Source organism: Gordonia lacunae, from assembly GCF_002149015.1.
Classification (GTDB): domain Bacteria; phylum Actinomycetota; class Actinomycetes; order Mycobacteriales; family Mycobacteriaceae; genus Gordonia; species Gordonia lacunae.
On record NZ_NGFO01000030.1, the window covers coordinates 1 to 14,413 of the forward strand.

Sequence of the window (14,413 nt, forward strand, 5' to 3'; positions counted from 1 at the left end):
CCTTTGCGGTGTCGAGGTGGGCGGTCAGGGCACGAGGAGTGCGTTGAGACCGGGGATGATGCTGCTGGTCACCGTGCCGCTGTACTGCTCGCGCAGCACGGTCACGGTGGCCACGACCGGGCCGGCGCCGGTGCGGGCGGCGGCCGAGGTGGGCAGGCTGACCGGGTAACCGGTGACGGGCACGGTGCCGGGTGCAAACGCGGGGCGCTGCCAGTGTCGCAGTGCCACAGTGCCGCTGGCACCGGTGGTCAGGTTGCGCCACGAGACCGACAGGTAGCGGTAGGCGTATTGGTAGTGCCACGGTGCGGGGTTGGCGACGGTGAACGTCACCGAGGATCCTGCTGCGGGCCGGGCGATCACATGCGTCTGCTGGAATGATCCACCGGGCACACCGCCGGGTCCGGCTTCGATCCCGCCGATCGCCGGGATGGCGAATGACAGTTCCTGCGCGGCAACCGGATGTGCTACCGGCTCCGACGGTGTTGCGGCGGCTAGCGGGGTGGCGGCGAACGACAGTGCCGCGACCGAGGCGGCTACGCCGGTGAGGATTCGAGTTCGAAGAGACATGTGACACCTTCATCTGGTGGGAGTGGTTGTTGCAGATGCAATAAATGACATCGGCGATTAGAAATCATGGACCACATGGGGGAGATCGACAGTGAGGCGGGAGTGTTACCGGTGTCGTTCGGGTATATGAATGCAAACTATCCTAGTGCTAGGATATCGGCGTGCGATTGACTTCCGCCGAACTGACCGTGCTGGGCCTGATCGTGGAGCGCCCGCGGCATGGTTATGACCTGGAGCAGGTCATCGATCAACGAGGTATCCGGCAGTGGACGGACATCGGCTTCTCCTCGATCTACTACGTGCTCGCCAAGCTGGAGAAGCGCGACCTGATCGAAGCGACCGAAGCGAACGAGGGCCGTCCCGGGGTGAAGTCCCGGCGGGTGTTACAGGCCACTGCGAAGGGTCGGCAGGTCGCTGCGGATGAGACGGTCGCATTCATCGCCGATCTGCGGGCTGTCCCACATCCGGTGCTCGTCGGAGTGGCCAACTCGGCGTTGGTGTCCGCTCACACCTACGATGACGCGCTGCGTAGCAGGTTGATCCAGCTTCAGGCGCGGATCGCATCCGTCAGGGAAGCCGAGCGGTCGCAAGCTCCGCTCCCGCGCCCCGCCCGTGAGGTCTTCTCGTACTCCCTCAACCTGCTCGAGGCGGAGAGGTCGTGGCTCGCCGAACGAGTCCAGGTGTCCGATGACTGATCCGGGCCGGCTCCCACCGTCCGACGAGATGATCATCGACGGGATCTCGACGGCCGGCGGCGCGCATTGCGAGACAACGGCCCTGGGTGTGCTCCTCCGACACGCCGGGCTCGATCTCTCCGAGCCGATGCTCTTCGGGCTCGGGAATGGGCTGTCCTTCATCTACTGGGACTCCAAGAAGCAGGACCTTCCGTTCCTGGGTGGCCGGGTGAAACCCTTCGTGCTGACTCGGAACCTGAGCCGACGGCTGGGGCTCGAGCTGCACGTGCAGGAGACCGCGTCCGCACGAAAGGCCTGGAACCACGTCCGCTCGTCGGTCGACGAGGGGGTTCCCGTCGGGCTGCAGCTCGACAGCCACGAACTGGAGTACTTCGGATCCCGGGTGCACTTCGCCGGTCATGTCGTCGCCATGTACGGCTACGACGCCGAGCGAGCGTATCTGGTCGACACCGCCCAGCAGGGCGGAGCTGTGTCGACGAGCCTGGAGAGCCTGGCCAGGGCCCGGGCCGCGCGTGGGCCGATGTCGGCTCGTCATCGATCCTTCACTGTCCGGGCAGCGCCCGATATGACTGTCGCGCAGATCATCTCGTCGATCATCCCCTCGATCATCACGTGCGCCGAGGACTTTCTGGCCCCACCGATCGCCAATCTGGGCAACAGGGGAATCCGAGTGGCGGCCCAGCGAGTGCGGTCGTGGTTCGATCGAGTCGAGGACCCCGGCCGCGACCTCGCCGTCATCGCCGGCCTCATGGAACGTGCGGGCACCGGCGGTGCGTTGTTCCGCAACCTGTACCGCGACTTCCTGACGGAGTGCCATGAATTCCTCGAAGGTGAGCCGGGCGCGGGCCTCATCGAGCAGGGCAGGGATCTCTTCGCCGAATCCGCGTCGCTGTGGACGAACGTTGCCCAACTCATCGAGAAAGCCGGTGCCGCAGGGCGTCCGGATGATCTCGACACCGCGAGCCGGCTGCTCGAGGACATCGCGACGATCGAGACCTCGGCGATGACCGCACTCCGCTCCCTGGCGGAATCCGCGTCAGACCGCGATCGGTCCTGACCCTGCGACTGCGCGGATGTCCGGCAGAGTCCAGGAGTTCCCGGGGTTGCCGAGTAGATCAGCCGCAGTCCGTGGTGAAGTCCGCAATGACGAGGAGAAACACATAGCCGACCATCGCCAGCACGACCGCGGTCACCGCGAGACCCATTCGGATGGTCCACCCTCGGCCGGAGCGGCGGCGGCTGGTCACGAGCGAGGCAAGGAGTACTGCCCCGACGGCCAGCGCGATGGAACTCGGGATGATGATGCCCAGGGACGCGACGCGGAAGTCCGCGTCACGTTCAGCGGCGCTGCTGTAGCTGGGATCGCAGAAGTCGCCGCCACCGGTGGTCGATGCGACGGCGGCGGACACGGTGATGAACGCGACAACCGGCGCCGCCAGGACATACATCCACGCCCAGATCTCGCCTGCCCTGGACCGTGACGTCGTCGAGGTGCTGTTGTCCGGCGTGGAACCGGACCGGGCGGAAGAGTTCATCTTCTCGACCGTACCTCGACTGCGGCAGCATGATCGGGCAGTCGGAGTGGCGGCGTACGGGTTCGGAGTGCGCCCGCGGGCCGACGCGAACCGGGTCGGGTGGTTCGGCGGAGTGCCGCGAGCGCATAGGGTCGAGGCGGTAGGGCCGCCCGCACGGTCGGCCGAACGAGACGAACGGGGAGAACTGTGGGAGTGGTACGGCATCAGGCGACGATCGACAAACCGCGTGAGCGGGTGTTCGACTACATCGACGGATATCAGAACGTTCCCGAGTACCTGCTCGGGGTCACCCGGTTCGAGCCGACGACGGAGCAGACGAGCGGGCTCGGCGCGAAGTTCGCGGTGTCGATGGATGTCGGACCGAAGACGCTGAAGTCCGTGGTCGAGTGCACGGGGTATGTCGAGAACGAACTCATCGAACTCAAGGCCGTCGAGGGTTTCGACGCGAACACGACGTGGCGGTTCGCCGACGCGGACGGCGGATCGGGCACCGAACTCGACGTCGAGATCGTCTACAACCTGCCCGGCGGGATGGCAGGCAAACTCCTGGGCAAGGTCGTCGGACCGTTCGCCGCGCAGGCCGTGCGTCACACGGAGGCGACCATCAAGAAGAAGATCGACTAGGAACCGTTCGTCGTCGCCGGAGGCCCCGATGTCACGGTCCGATCGTCGGGGCCGGGTTCGGGAATCCGGCTGGGCAGATGCCGCGAGAACAGCAACGCCAGGACGAGAAGACCGAACACGACGAACAGCGCCTGCTGCAACGCAGCGATCTGTGAGTCCGCGTAGGCCTGGGAGACCGCCTGCGCGGACTCCGGCGAGCCACCAGCGTCGAGGACGAGGGTGCGGGCCTCGTCGGCGGAGATGATCGGTACGCCCGCGGCGTCGACCGTGCTGATGATCTGCTGCTGATCTGCCGCAGGGAGATTCTCGGTGTCGTTGACCGCCGACACGAAGCCCGACGAGAGCATGAGGAGAAAGACCGAGCCGGCCACCGCGGTGCCGAACGACGAGCCCAGGTTCTGGAACGTTCCCTGGAGGCCGCCGACCTCCGAGGTGTCCTTCTCCTCGACGGCGGACATGTTGACGTTGCCCAACTGTGAGGCGAGCAGTCCGAATCCGGCACCCACCACGAACATGCCGGCGGCAAACACCGCGCTCCGCAGGTCGGTTCCCACCGAGGCGATGACGAGGAGCGTCCCGAGCGCCATCGTGATCTGCCCGCCCCGGGCGATGAACCGGGCGGAACGTCGTGCGGTGAGCCAGGATCCGAGGATCGAGAACAGGACGAGCCCGACCGAGAGCGGCAGTATCTTCACCCCGGTCTGCAGCGCGTCGCGGCCGAGCATCGTCTGCAGGTACACCGGGACCACGAAGAACAGGGCGGCGATGGCGAAGTACTGGGCGAGGAAACCGCCGAGTCCGCTTCGTAGCGGGGCGATGCGGAACAGTTCGACGCGCAGCAGAGGTTGGCGGCCGGAGTCGGCGAGCGCGCGTTGCCGCACGACGAACAACCAGAGCACGACGACCCCGAGGAGCAGCAGGTACGCGACGGGTGAGACACCCAGCGGGGCGATCTGGTCCCCGCCGATCTCGGGCGGATGCTGCGGCTTCAACCACCCCCATGTCTTCGACTGCAGGACGCCGTAGACGATGAGCGCCAGGCCGCCGGCGGATGCCACGACGCTCAGCGGGTCGATGCGCACGTTCCTGTCGCGAGGTACGTCGTGGATCAGCTTGGCCGCGAACAGGACTGCCACCATCACCACCGTCTCCGCGACGAACACGTAGCGCCAGGACAGGTAGGTGGTCATCACGCCGCCGAGGAGCGGGCCGATGGCGGCGGCCAGCCCGGTGACCGCGCCCAGGATCGAGAAGGCGGTGACGCGCGCCTTGCCGGTGTAGTTGATGGCGGCCAGCGATGCGATCGCGGGGATGACGAGAACCGCGCCCAGCCCCTCGACCAGTGACCAGCCGATCAGCAGGACGGTCAGGTTGGGACTCAGCGCGGTGGTCAGCGAGCCGATGCCGTAGATGACCGCGCCGATCTTGAAAGCGCGTGCGCGGCCCATCAAGTCGCCGAGTTTCCCGCCGGTCAACATGAAGGCGGCCATCGTGAGCGCGTAGAACGTGATCGCGGCCTGCATGCCGGTGATCGAGGTCCCGAGGTCGTCGGCCACCACCGAGATCGACACGTTCATCACGGTGCTGTCGAGCACCATGACGAATTGCGAGACGGCCAGGATGATGATCACGGACCAAGAGCGCATCGTCAGTCTCCTCGGATGTGGTGAGCGCTCTGATCTTTACAGGTTCGCGCGCCTACTGCGCGGGATTGAGCATCGGTACGAGGAACTGGCGCGCGACCGTGGCGAGCTGCTCGTCGTCGGTGATGTCGACGACGCGGCTGGGCACGGTGAGGAACGACGCCGACACACGGACCATCATCTCGGCCACGAGGTCGACGTCGAGGAGGTCGGAGATGTTGCCCGCCAGTTGTTCTCGACGCAGCTGTGCGGCGACGAAATGCTGGACCGTCGCGAGCAGCATGCCGTCCCCGCCGATCATCGATTCGATCAGCATGCTGGGCTCGGCGTCGTTGATCTCGCCGATCAGCGGATTGCCGGAGATGGCTCGCAGCGAACCGACGAACCCGAAGACCACGCGGTCGGCGACGGTGTCGGCGCGGGGGATCTCGGCGCGGAAGCGGTCGAAGTAGCGGCGGAACTCGCGCAGCACCACCTGGTCGACGAGTGCGTCCTTGGTGGCGAACTTGCGGTAGAGGGTGACCCTCGTGACGCCCGCGCTCTTCGCCACCTTCTCCATCGGCGTCCGCTGGACACCCAGGCGGCAGAACAGCTCGAAGGCGGCATCGAGGAGGCGCTCGGCGGTCGGATCGGCTGTCTCCTCCGACGGTGTCGAGGACTCGAGGAATGCGCGCTGCAGGAGCGAACTCGACAGCGAAGCGCCGGACGGCTGCGTGGTCACCTGGTCACCCCCTTCCTCTCATGATGACGGCGTGAGCGTCCATGATCGCAAAATTTGCGAAACAGATGTGTCCTGGACCACCCGGTGGTAACAATGATACAAGGATACGTTGTTTGTCACATTGATACATGGAAGTGATGGGACGGGGTCATGGAAGATCTGAACAGGCGGAACCTCATACGGGCCGGCGGTGTCGTCGGCGCGGCCGGTGCGGTGGCGGCACTCTCGCAGACGACACCGTGGACGTGGTCGCCGGCGAACTCGGTGCCCGGCCGAGGTCGGGGCGCGGATCCCCGGCAACTATGGGACGACGAGGCGGATCCGGTGATCGCCAGGGTCATCGACAGCGGGCAGGTACACAAGGTCAACCGGCTGCTGCGCACGTGGCATCGTAACTCGCAGCCGCTGCCGGCCGGGTTGCCCTCGGAATTGCGCGACTTCATGGAGCACGCGCGCCAGCTGCCGTCGTGGACGGACCAGGCCAAGCTGGCCGACGCGGTCCGGTTCAACCAGAAGCGTGGAACCTACCTCGGCGTCCTGTACGGCTTCGCCAGCGGCATGATGAGCACGGTCATCCCGCGGGAGGCCCGGTCGGTGTACTACTCCAAGGGCGGATGGGACCTCAAGGACCGCATCACCAAGACCGCCAAGCTCGGCTACGACATCGGCTCGCTCAACGCCTACCAACCCGGCGGTGAGATGGTCGTGACGTGCGTCAAGACCCGCATGGCCCACGCGGGCGTGCGGCATCTCCTGCCGCAGTCGCCCCACTGGACGCACGGGGCGACGGAGAAGAAGCCGATCAGCCAGGCCGACATCATGGTCACCTGGCACAGCCTGCCGACCACCGTCATGCGCAACTTCGACAAGTGGAACGTCCCGATCGCGGCGGACGAGTCCGCCGGATTCCTGCACTCGTGGCAGATCACCGCTCGTCTGCTCGGCGTCCAGGACGAGTACATCCCCGCGTCATGGGCCGCCGCCGATTCGCAGGCGCGACAGGTGCTCGATCCGATCCTGGCCCCGACCCCGGAGGGCCGCAAGCTCGCCGACATGCTGCTGGATCTCGGTATGAACCTGGATCTCTCGCTGATCTCGCGGGGCGTGCTGGGGGCGCTCACGAGGTTCGTGCTCGGCGACCAGGTCGCCAACTGGTATCAGATCCCGCGCGAGCCCGTGTGGAGCCCACTGCTCGAGACGGCGTGGGGTCCCTACGTGCAGATTCGCGAGGGTCTGCTGAACGTCGGCATGCCGCGTGAGGCGTACTGGCTGTTCGACGAATTCCTCCGCCAGTTCGTGCTTTTCTACATGTCCGAACTGCGGATGCCGATCAACATCGAGATACCGGTGATCAACAACCCGAAGTACAAGTAGCCCGAACTAGTCGGCGGACATCTTCGCAGCCCCCGCCGACTCGCCGACTTCCACCGCCCGGTCCTGCTCCGTTTTGTTCCGCTTCGGCAACAGGGGGATGCGGGGCCGGGCGGTCAGCCATTTGCTGAACGGCAGGCGCAGGAGGAGGTCGACCAGCGCCAGCGAGGCCGCCAGTACCAAGGCGATCAAGATGATCGAGCGCAGGACCGCCGAGTGCGGGAACCAGTCGAAGAGTCCGCTGAGGAATCCCACTCGGCCCAGGATGTCGAGGATCAGCGGGTGGACCGCGAAGACGCCGAACGCGCGCAAGGTGGCCTGCGACACCAGCTTCCCGCCCGCCGGACGGCCGGCGGCGCGTCGGTCATCCCAGACCAGACCGATGAGCCACAACAGGACGAAGCCGCCGATGAACCAGGGCAGGGACACCGGGTTCCAGGCCGTGTTGGCCTTCCACGGCACATTCCCCGGCGACGTCGCCAACAGGTAGCCGGCGATGCTGAACGCCGCGCAGCCCGCCGCGACCAGCACGACCGTGGCCATGTGGTCACGGAGCCAGCGGTCGACGGCATCGCGATGTTGCGCGGCCAGGACACCCATCGCGACGAAGAGCGCATACATCGGGAGCGTCTTCCACAGATGCTGGTAGGCGACATCCCACGCGTGACCGGAGGGTCGTGGGAGGTACTGGTAGACGACGAACACCAGGAGCTGGATCGCGGTCCCGCCGGCCAGCAGCAGCCATGGGCGATTGCGGCCGCGTTCGAAGACCCACGCGATCAGTGGGAAGAACAGGTAGATCTGCATGGAGATCAACAAGAAGTACAGCTGGTACTTGCCCTCGCCCACGAGCAGGTCGTGCCCGAGCCTGGGCAGCATCTCGCCGACGGGCGGGAACGGGTTGTCGGCCAGGATGAGGTGGTCGGTGATCGTGTAGATCAGCGTCCAGGCGAGGTACGGCCCGACGACCAGCCCGAACCGACGCCGCCAGAACTGCCACGGCGACATCTCCCGGCCCTGCATGCTCAGCACCAGGACGTACAGGGTCACCGCCACGAATCCATAGCGCGTCAGATGGCACAGGGTTCCCACGAGATTCGCGCCGCGGATCTCGTCGACCCCGCCGTTGATGGCATTCACGCTGTGCGCGACGACCACGAAGGTGAACAGCACGACACGGACGAAATCGGCGGTGTGAGCGCGTCCGCGCGGCCGGGTCGCCGAGACGGGAGGTGACGGCTCGGCGGGACGGGGTGCTGCGGTGGTGGAGTCCGGCGACTCGACAGCGCTGGCCGTGGTCTCGTCGTCGTCGGCGGTGCGCGCCGATCCTGATGCCGCGTGCACCAACGAAAAGACCTCCCCGGGTGAAACGGTAGAACGTATGCGGTAGGCAGTGTACGGACACAAGCTGGCAGTGACCTCAACGCCGGGGTGTCTCGAGTGGCGACGATCACAGCCGGAAATGTCCGTTTCGTGCCGTGATTCCACCATAGCGGGACAGTGCTCCGCGGTGTGGACGGAGAGGGTGCTACCCGCGTGCGGTGCTGACGTAGACTGCCGGATGGCCGGGCCGCCGACGTCGCGGTCGCCGCGCCCACAACCCCGCCTTCGTAGCTCAGGGGATAGAGCAACCCTCTCCTAAAGGGTAGGTCGCAGGTTCGAATCCTGCCGAGGGCACCACCTGGCCGGTTTCCGGCCCGTCTCCGACGACGCGCGGTCTCGGGCTATGAATCCGCTGCCGCTTTCGCGAACCGCCGGCGGTAGACGAGAGGCGAGACGCCGACACTCGCGGCGAAGTGGTGGCGCAGCAGCGTCGCCGACGTGAAGCCGACCCGCCTGGCCACCTCGTCGACGCTCGCGGTGGTCGACTCCAGCATGTTCTTCGCCGACAGCACCCGCTGTTCGGTCAGCCAGCGGCGAGGTGAGATCCCGACCTCGTCGACGAACCGTCGGGCGAATGTCCGTCCCGACATGTGCATGCGGGTCGCCATGTCGTCGATGCTGATGTCGCGGTCGAGGTTCGCGGTCATCCAGGCGAGCAACGCTCCGAATCCCTCGTCGGTACATGCCGGTACCGGTGCTTCGACGAACTGGCGCTGGCCGCCGTCGCGATGCGGCGGCACGACCATCCGGCGGGCGATCCGATTGGCGACCGCCGGTCCCCACGCCTCCCGGACCAGATGCAGTGAGGCGTCGATCCCGGCCGCCGTGCCTGCGCTCGTGGTGATCGGGCCGTCGTCGACGAACAGGACATCGGTGTCGACCCGGGCGCGCGGGAACATGCGCGCGAGGTCGGAGCCATACCGCCAGTGGGTCGTGCACCGGCGGCCGTCGAGAAGTCCCGCCGCCCCGGCGACGAAGGCTCCCGAACAGACCGTGAGAACACGGCCCCCGCCGTCGACGACCGTGCGGATGGTGTCGAGGATCTCGTCGGGGTAGTCGCCGCTGATGCTCCCGCCGGGGATGACGACGAGATCGACGTCGCGACACTCCGCGAGCGAGTGCGACACCTGGAGTGAGACCCCGTTGCCCACGCCGAGTGATGCCCCTGGTTCCGGGGTGGCGACCCGGAAGTCGAAGGCCGGGACGCCGTCGTCGGTGCGATCGAGCCCGAACACCTCGTGGACGACGCCGAACTCGAACAGCGCGACGCGTCCATAGAGAAGGACGCCGACGGATTTCACCACCGCCCCAGTATGGCAGATAATTTGCGAACATTGGCTTTACTGCCACTGTTGGCGGAAAAGTGGTGGGCGAAGAATTACTGCCATGACACTCATCTTCGTTCTCGCCCTTGTCGTGGTCGCCTCGGTCGCCGGCGCAGCCGGCGTGCTGACATTTTCCGCGCGTCGTACGCCGGCCGGACAGCGGACGCCGGGCCAGCGGATCGCCGACTGGTTCACGCGGAACCCGAAGCGCCCCTACGGCCCCGACACCGAACGGGTCGCCGCCGAGCTCAGCATCCTCACCCGTCGCTACGACAAGCTCGTCTGACACCTCGGCTGCTGCGCTACCGTTGCGGTCGTGAGTTCACAGACTGTCCTCGTGACCGGTGCGACCAGTGGCATCGGCGCCGAAATCGCCCGCCAGTTCGTCGCACGGGGGCACCGGGTGTACGGCACCACCCGTAACCCGGACTCCGTGCGCAACCCGCTACCGGGCGTCACCTATGTCCGCCTCGACAACGCCGACTACGCGTCCGCCGAATCGTGCGCGGCCCTCGTCGGCGAGGTCGACATCCTGGTCAACAACGCCGGCGAGTCCCAGGCCGGCGCGCTCGAGGACACGTCGATGTCCGCAATCGAAGATCTGTTCCGGGTCAACGTCTTCGGGCCGATCGCGCTGACCAAGGCGGTGTTGCCGGGGATGCGCCGGCGGCGTCGCGGCACGGTCGTGATGGTGGGATCGATGCTGTCCAGTTTCCCGGTCGCGTTCCGCTCCAACTACGCCGCGACCAAGTCGGCACTCAAGGCGTTCGCGCTCGCCTCCCGACGCGAACTGGCGCCCTACGGGATCCGGATGATCAGTGTCGAACCCGGTACGATCGCCACCGGCATCGGCGATCGCCGCAGCATCCACATCCGTGACGACTCGCCCTATCGCGCCGAGTACGAGACGCTCGCTGCCGCGACCCGTCGCAACGAGGACGCGGGCATCACCGCGGAGAGCATGGCCACCCAGATCGTCGACGCCGCTCTCGCCGAACATCCGAAGCCGTTCTATGCCAAGGGTAATCAAGCAGGTCTGGTCTTCCTGCTCCGGCGCCTCGCGCCGAGGCAGCTCATCCTGGACATGACCGCCCGCAAGCACGGACTCCCCAAGGTGTCGATCTGACCGTGCGAATCACACTGCGCGTCATCGGGATCGGTCCCGGGGGGCCGCGGCAGATCACGCTGCAGGCCATCGATGCGATGGCCGACGTCGACGCCTTCCTCGCGCTCGAGAAGGGCAGCGCCAAGAGCGGTCTGCTCGATGCTCGCCGCGTGATCCTCGCCGAGCATGCACGGCAAGGTCATTCGCTGGTGGAGATCCCCGACCCGCCGCGCGACCGCGAGCCGGCCGACTATGACGCCGAAGTCCGGCGCTGGCATGCTGCGCGCGCTGATCTGATCGCCACCGCGCTGCGCGACGAGGTCGGGGACGGCGGTGTGGCCGCCTTCCTGGTCTGGGGTGATCCCGCGCTCTACGACAGCACGCTGCGCATCGTCGACGATCTCGCCGCTCGCGACGATCTCGAACTCGTCGTCGAGGTGATCCCCGGCGTGACCAGTGCGAGTGCTCTCACCGCGGCACACGGCATCGTCGCCAACCGCGTCGGTGAACCGATCCACACGACCACCGGCCGGCGGTTGGCGGACACGCCCGAGGGCGCCGACGCCAACCAGATCGTGATGCTCGACGCCGATCTCACCTTCCGGCACACCGCCGACCCGGACGATCACATCTGGTGGGGTGCCTATGTCGGCACCGACGACGAGATCCTGATCAGCGGCCGGGTCGGCGAGGTCACGGACCGGATCGTAGAAGCGCGCGCCGAGGCACGGGACCGGATCGGCTGGATCATGGACATCTATCTGCTCCGGAAGAGTGGCCAGTAGCTGGACCCTTCGTGACGCGCCCTCCGCAAGCTCCGGGCGCTCCTCAGGGGGCAGAAGCTATGCCGCCTCCGCAAGCTCCGGGTACTCCTCAGGGGCCCACCCTGCTCCCTGAGGAGCGAGCTTGCGAGCGTCACGAAGGGTCCCGGTGAGATGCGCCGCCAGGTCACAGGTGTTCCCGCGCAACCAGTTCCACCGTGACGACCATCGCGATGGAACTCACCGCCAGCAGGGCGATCAGGACGAACAACTGCATGGCCGCGGCGGCCCACACCGAGGCGCCGCCGAGGACCATCCCGACGAATGCGCCGGGGATCGTGACGAGTCCGACCGACCGCGTCTGATCGAGGCCGGGTATCAGGGCGGTGGCCGACGCCGGGCCGGCGATCTCCATCCGCGCGTCCCGCCGCTCGAAGCCCAGCGACAGTGCGGCTTCCACCTCACCGCGTCGCACGCGCAGCTCGTCGTGTGCCCGTCGACCGGCGAGCGAGGCGGTGACCATGGCGCCGCCGAGCATGATCCCGGCGGTGGGGATCACGGCGATTCCGCGCCCGGGAAGCACCCCGGTCACGACGAGCGCGGTCACGATGACGATCGTCGGCGCGGCGACCGGCCCGGCGCACCAGGCGATCCCGGTCAGCGCAGGTCCGTTGGGTCGGACCCGCCGGGCCGAGGTCCACGAGGCCGCCGAGGCCATCACCGCCACGAACAGCGCCGAGGCCCAGAGGTGAGGGATGACCGCGGCGAGCACGGCTGCCAGGGCCGCGAGTTGCACGGCGGCCCGGAGCGTGGCGACAACCGTCTCCCGCGCCAACCCGCTCCGGCGGTTCACCATCACCGCGACCGCGGCCAGCAGGACGATGACCACCACCAGGGCGGGTCCGATGCGCACCACCGCGTCGCCGATTCCGTTCACCGGTCCAGTTCACCAGGACCGGGTGCGCACCGACAGCCTCACGCCCTCCGCCCGCGCCGATTCACCAGATCTGCTGGAGCGCGGCGAGCATCTCCTCGCGGATCTCGCTGCGACAGATGACGAAGTCCGGCATGTACGGATGCCGGTTGTTGTACACGATCTCCGATCCATCGAGGCGACTGCAGTGCAGGCCGGCCGCCAGCGCGACCCCCACCGGCGCGGCGTTGTCCCACTCGTACTGACCGCCGGCGTGGACATAGGCGTCGGCGTCCCCGCGGACGACGGCCATCGCCTTCGCCCCGGCCGATCCGACCGGCACCATCTGCAGACCCAGACTGTTCGCCACGTAGCTGGTCTCGTACGAGCCGCCCCACCGGGATGTGACCAGGCGGCGGGTCAGTTCGCCCGCGGGCCGCGCAACCGTATCCGAACGAAACAGCTCACCAGTGGCGGGCAACGACACCGACGCCTCGGTGACGATCCCGCTCTCGGTCAGGGCCACGTGTACGGCCCAGTCCGCCGAACCCGCGGCGAATTCCCTTGTGCCGTCGAGCGGGTCGATGATCCACACCCGAGCTGCGGTCGCCCGGTCACCGACGTCGGCGGCCTCCTCGGACAGCACCGCGTCGCGTGGCCGATGTTTGCGCAGCACCGTCGAGATCCAGGCCTGCGCAAGCGCATCGCCCACATCGCCGAGCATCGCGCCGCCGAGCAGGTCACCGGACCGGATTCCGAGAAGTACTTCGCCGGCTCCCTGCGCGATCCGGGCGGCCAGTTCGGCGTCGGAAAGTCGGGAGTTCATCCCACAACTAGAGCACACTGGTGGCATGCCTGAGCTCCCAGAGGTGGCCGCCATCGCCGACTACGTCGACGGCCGGGCGGCCGGACTCCCGATCCGTCGGGTCGACGTCGCGTCGCTGTCGGTGCTGAAGACGGCCGATCCGCCCTACACGGCGCTGATGGACCGGATCGTCGAATCCGTCGGACGTGTGGGGAAGTACCTGGTCATCCGGACCGTTCCCGGTTCGGCGGCCACCGCGTCAGAGCCGTTGCTGCAGCTGGTCATCCATCTGTCGCGCGCGGGCTGGGTGCGCTGGAGCGAGGACCTGTCGCCCAAACCCCTGCGCCCGGGCGGCAAGAGCCCGATCGCCCTGCGCGTGCACTGCGGACTGCCCGGCGAGGGATTCGACGTCACCGAGGCCGGCACCCAGAAGCGGCTCGCCGTGTGGCTGGTCCGCGAACTCACCGAGGTCGAGCGCATCGCGGGCCTGGGACCCGACGCGCTCGAACTGACGGCCGAGGGGTTCGCCGAGATCCTCGCCGGGACGACCGGCCGGATCAAGAACGTGCTCACCGACCAGCACACCATCGCCGGCATCGGCAACGCGTACTCCGACGAGATCCTGCACACCGCACGCCTGTCGCCGTTCGCCTCGTCGAAAACGCTGAAGCCCGACCAGGTTGCCGCGCTGTACGACGCCATGCGCGGCGTGCTCACCGATGCGACGGGTCGACTGGAAGGCCAGGCCGTGGCGCGGCTCAAGTCCGAGAAGCGCACCGGTCTGCGCGTGCATGCTCGCACCGGCCTGCCGTGCCCGGTGTGCGGCGACATCGTCCGCGAGGTGTCGTTCGCCGATCGGTCCTTCCAGTACTGCGCCACGTGCCAGACGGGCGGCAAGGTGCTCGCGGATCGTCGGATGTCACGGTTGCTGAAATAGACCGACGTGACCGGACGGGAAAACGTAA

16 protein-coding genes and 1 tRNA gene are annotated in these 14,413 nt (G+C 67.3%); 9 read left to right on the top strand and 8 right to left on the bottom strand.

The genetic code is table 11. From position 1 onward, the window contains the following. Positions 1–24 precede the first annotated feature (24 nt). Entirely contained in the window at positions 25–567 is a 543-nt protein-coding gene (locus CA982_RS20990; RefSeq protein ID WP_086537129.1) for a hypothetical protein, read from the bottom strand. Positions 568–728: 161 nt separating this feature from the next. Between CA982_RS20990 and CA982_RS20995 the strand changes: the two genes are divergently transcribed. Both CA982_RS20995 and CA982_RS21000 read left to right on the top strand, forming a co-directional pair. Next, positions 729–1,262 carry a PadR family transcriptional regulator gene (locus tag CA982_RS20995; RefSeq protein WP_086537130.1) on the top strand — a complete coding sequence of 178 codons (534 nt, stop codon included), beginning with the start codon at positions 729–731 and terminating at the stop codon, positions 1,260–1,262. After that, positions 1,255–2,319, top strand: a complete 1,065-nt coding sequence (locus tag CA982_RS21000; protein ID WP_244176412.1) for a BtrH N-terminal domain-containing protein — start codon at positions 1,255–1,257, stop codon at positions 2,317–2,319. The genes CA982_RS20995 and CA982_RS21000 overlap by 8 nt, the downstream gene beginning before the upstream one ends. Positions 2,320–2,377: 58 nt before the next feature. On the opposite strand, the gene CA982_RS21005 is transcribed toward CA982_RS21000, so the two are convergent. Continuing rightward, complete coding sequence (locus tag CA982_RS21005) at positions 2,378–2,797, bottom strand: hypothetical protein (RefSeq protein ID WP_144066086.1); 420 nt, start codon at positions 2,795–2,797, stop codon at positions 2,378–2,380. 186 nt (positions 2,798–2,983) lie between these two features. Between CA982_RS21005 and CA982_RS21010 the strand changes: the two genes are divergently transcribed. After that, the gene (locus CA982_RS21010; protein WP_086537132.1) at positions 2,984–3,421 is read left to right on the top strand and encodes an SRPBCC family protein; all 438 of its coding nucleotides are present in this window, start codon (positions 2,984–2,986) and stop codon (positions 3,419–3,421) included. On the opposite strand, the gene CA982_RS21015 is transcribed toward CA982_RS21010, so the two are convergent. Further along, positions 3,418–5,067, bottom strand: a complete 1,650-nt coding sequence (locus CA982_RS21015) for an MFS transporter (protein WP_086537133.1) — start codon at positions 5,065–5,067, stop codon at positions 3,418–3,420. The genes CA982_RS21010 and CA982_RS21015 overlap by 4 nt on opposite strands. A gap of 52 nt (positions 5,068–5,119) precedes the next feature. Continuing rightward, positions 5,120–5,785 (bottom strand): TetR/AcrR family transcriptional regulator, encoded by a 666-nt coding sequence (locus tag CA982_RS21020; RefSeq protein ID WP_086537134.1) that lies wholly within the window; start codon positions 5,783–5,785, stop codon positions 5,120–5,122. A 150-nt stretch (positions 5,786–5,935) separates the two neighbouring features. On the opposite strand from CA982_RS21020, the gene CA982_RS21025 reads away from it, so the two are divergent. Then, positions 5,936–7,159 (top strand): oxygenase MpaB family protein, encoded by a 1,224-nt coding sequence (locus CA982_RS21025; RefSeq protein WP_086537135.1) that lies wholly within the window; start codon positions 5,936–5,938, stop codon positions 7,157–7,159. A gap of 6 nt (positions 7,160–7,165) precedes the next feature. Here CA982_RS21025 and CA982_RS21030 read toward each other — a convergent pair whose 3' ends face one another. Continuing rightward, on the bottom strand, positions 7,166–8,500 hold the full coding sequence (locus CA982_RS21030; RefSeq protein ID WP_086537136.1) for an acyltransferase: 1,335 nt from the start codon (positions 8,498–8,500) through the stop codon (positions 7,166–7,168). Positions 8,501–8,760: 260 nt separating this feature from the next. On the opposite strand from CA982_RS21030, the gene CA982_RS21035 reads away from it, so the two are divergent. Continuing rightward, positions 8,761–8,836, top strand: a tRNA-Arg gene (locus CA982_RS21035). Positions 8,837–8,880: 44 nt separating this feature from the next. Here CA982_RS21035 and CA982_RS21040 read toward each other — a convergent pair. Beyond that, positions 8,881–9,843, bottom strand: a complete 963-nt coding sequence (locus CA982_RS21040; RefSeq protein ID WP_086537137.1) for a GlxA family transcriptional regulator — start codon at positions 9,841–9,843, stop codon at positions 8,881–8,883. An 82-nt stretch (positions 9,844–9,925) separates the two neighbouring features. On the opposite strand from CA982_RS21040, the gene CA982_RS21045 reads away from it, so the two are divergent. The 3 genes from CA982_RS21045 to cobF are packed head-to-tail and all read left to right on the top strand — an operon-like array spanning position 9,926 to position 11,754. Next, the gene (locus CA982_RS21045) at positions 9,926–10,150 is read left to right on the top strand and encodes a hypothetical protein (protein WP_086537138.1); all 225 of its coding nucleotides are present in this window, start codon (positions 9,926–9,928) and stop codon (positions 10,148–10,150) included. 30 nt (positions 10,151–10,180) lie between these two features. Next, positions 10,181–10,990 (top strand): SDR family oxidoreductase, encoded by an 810-nt coding sequence (locus CA982_RS21050; RefSeq protein ID WP_086537139.1) that lies wholly within the window; start codon positions 10,181–10,183, stop codon positions 10,988–10,990. 2 nt (positions 10,991–10,992) lie between these two features. Next, positions 10,993–11,754 carry a precorrin-6A synthase (deacetylating) gene (gene cobF, locus CA982_RS21055; protein WP_086537140.1) on the top strand — a complete coding sequence of 254 codons (762 nt, stop codon included), beginning with the start codon at positions 10,993–10,995 and terminating at the stop codon, positions 11,752–11,754. A gap of 163 nt (positions 11,755–11,917) precedes the next feature. Here the strand turns inward: cobF and CA982_RS21060 are convergent, their stop codons facing one another. Beyond that, positions 11,918–12,667, bottom strand: coding sequence for an ABC transporter permease (locus CA982_RS21060; RefSeq protein ID WP_086537141.1), 750 nt, complete (start codon positions 12,665–12,667; stop codon positions 11,918–11,920). 61 nt (positions 12,668–12,728) lie between these two features. Next, positions 12,729–13,469, bottom strand: a complete 741-nt coding sequence (locus CA982_RS21065; RefSeq protein WP_086537142.1) for a 3'(2'),5'-bisphosphate nucleotidase CysQ — start codon at positions 13,467–13,469, stop codon at positions 12,729–12,731. A gap of 25 nt (positions 13,470–13,494) precedes the next feature. On the opposite strand from CA982_RS21065, the gene CA982_RS21070 reads away from it, so the two are divergent. Then, a complete protein-coding gene (locus CA982_RS21070) occupies positions 13,495–14,385 on the top strand; it encodes a DNA-formamidopyrimidine glycosylase family protein (RefSeq protein ID WP_086537143.1) in 891 nt (296 codons plus the stop codon). Positions 14,386–14,413 lie beyond the last annotated feature (28 nt).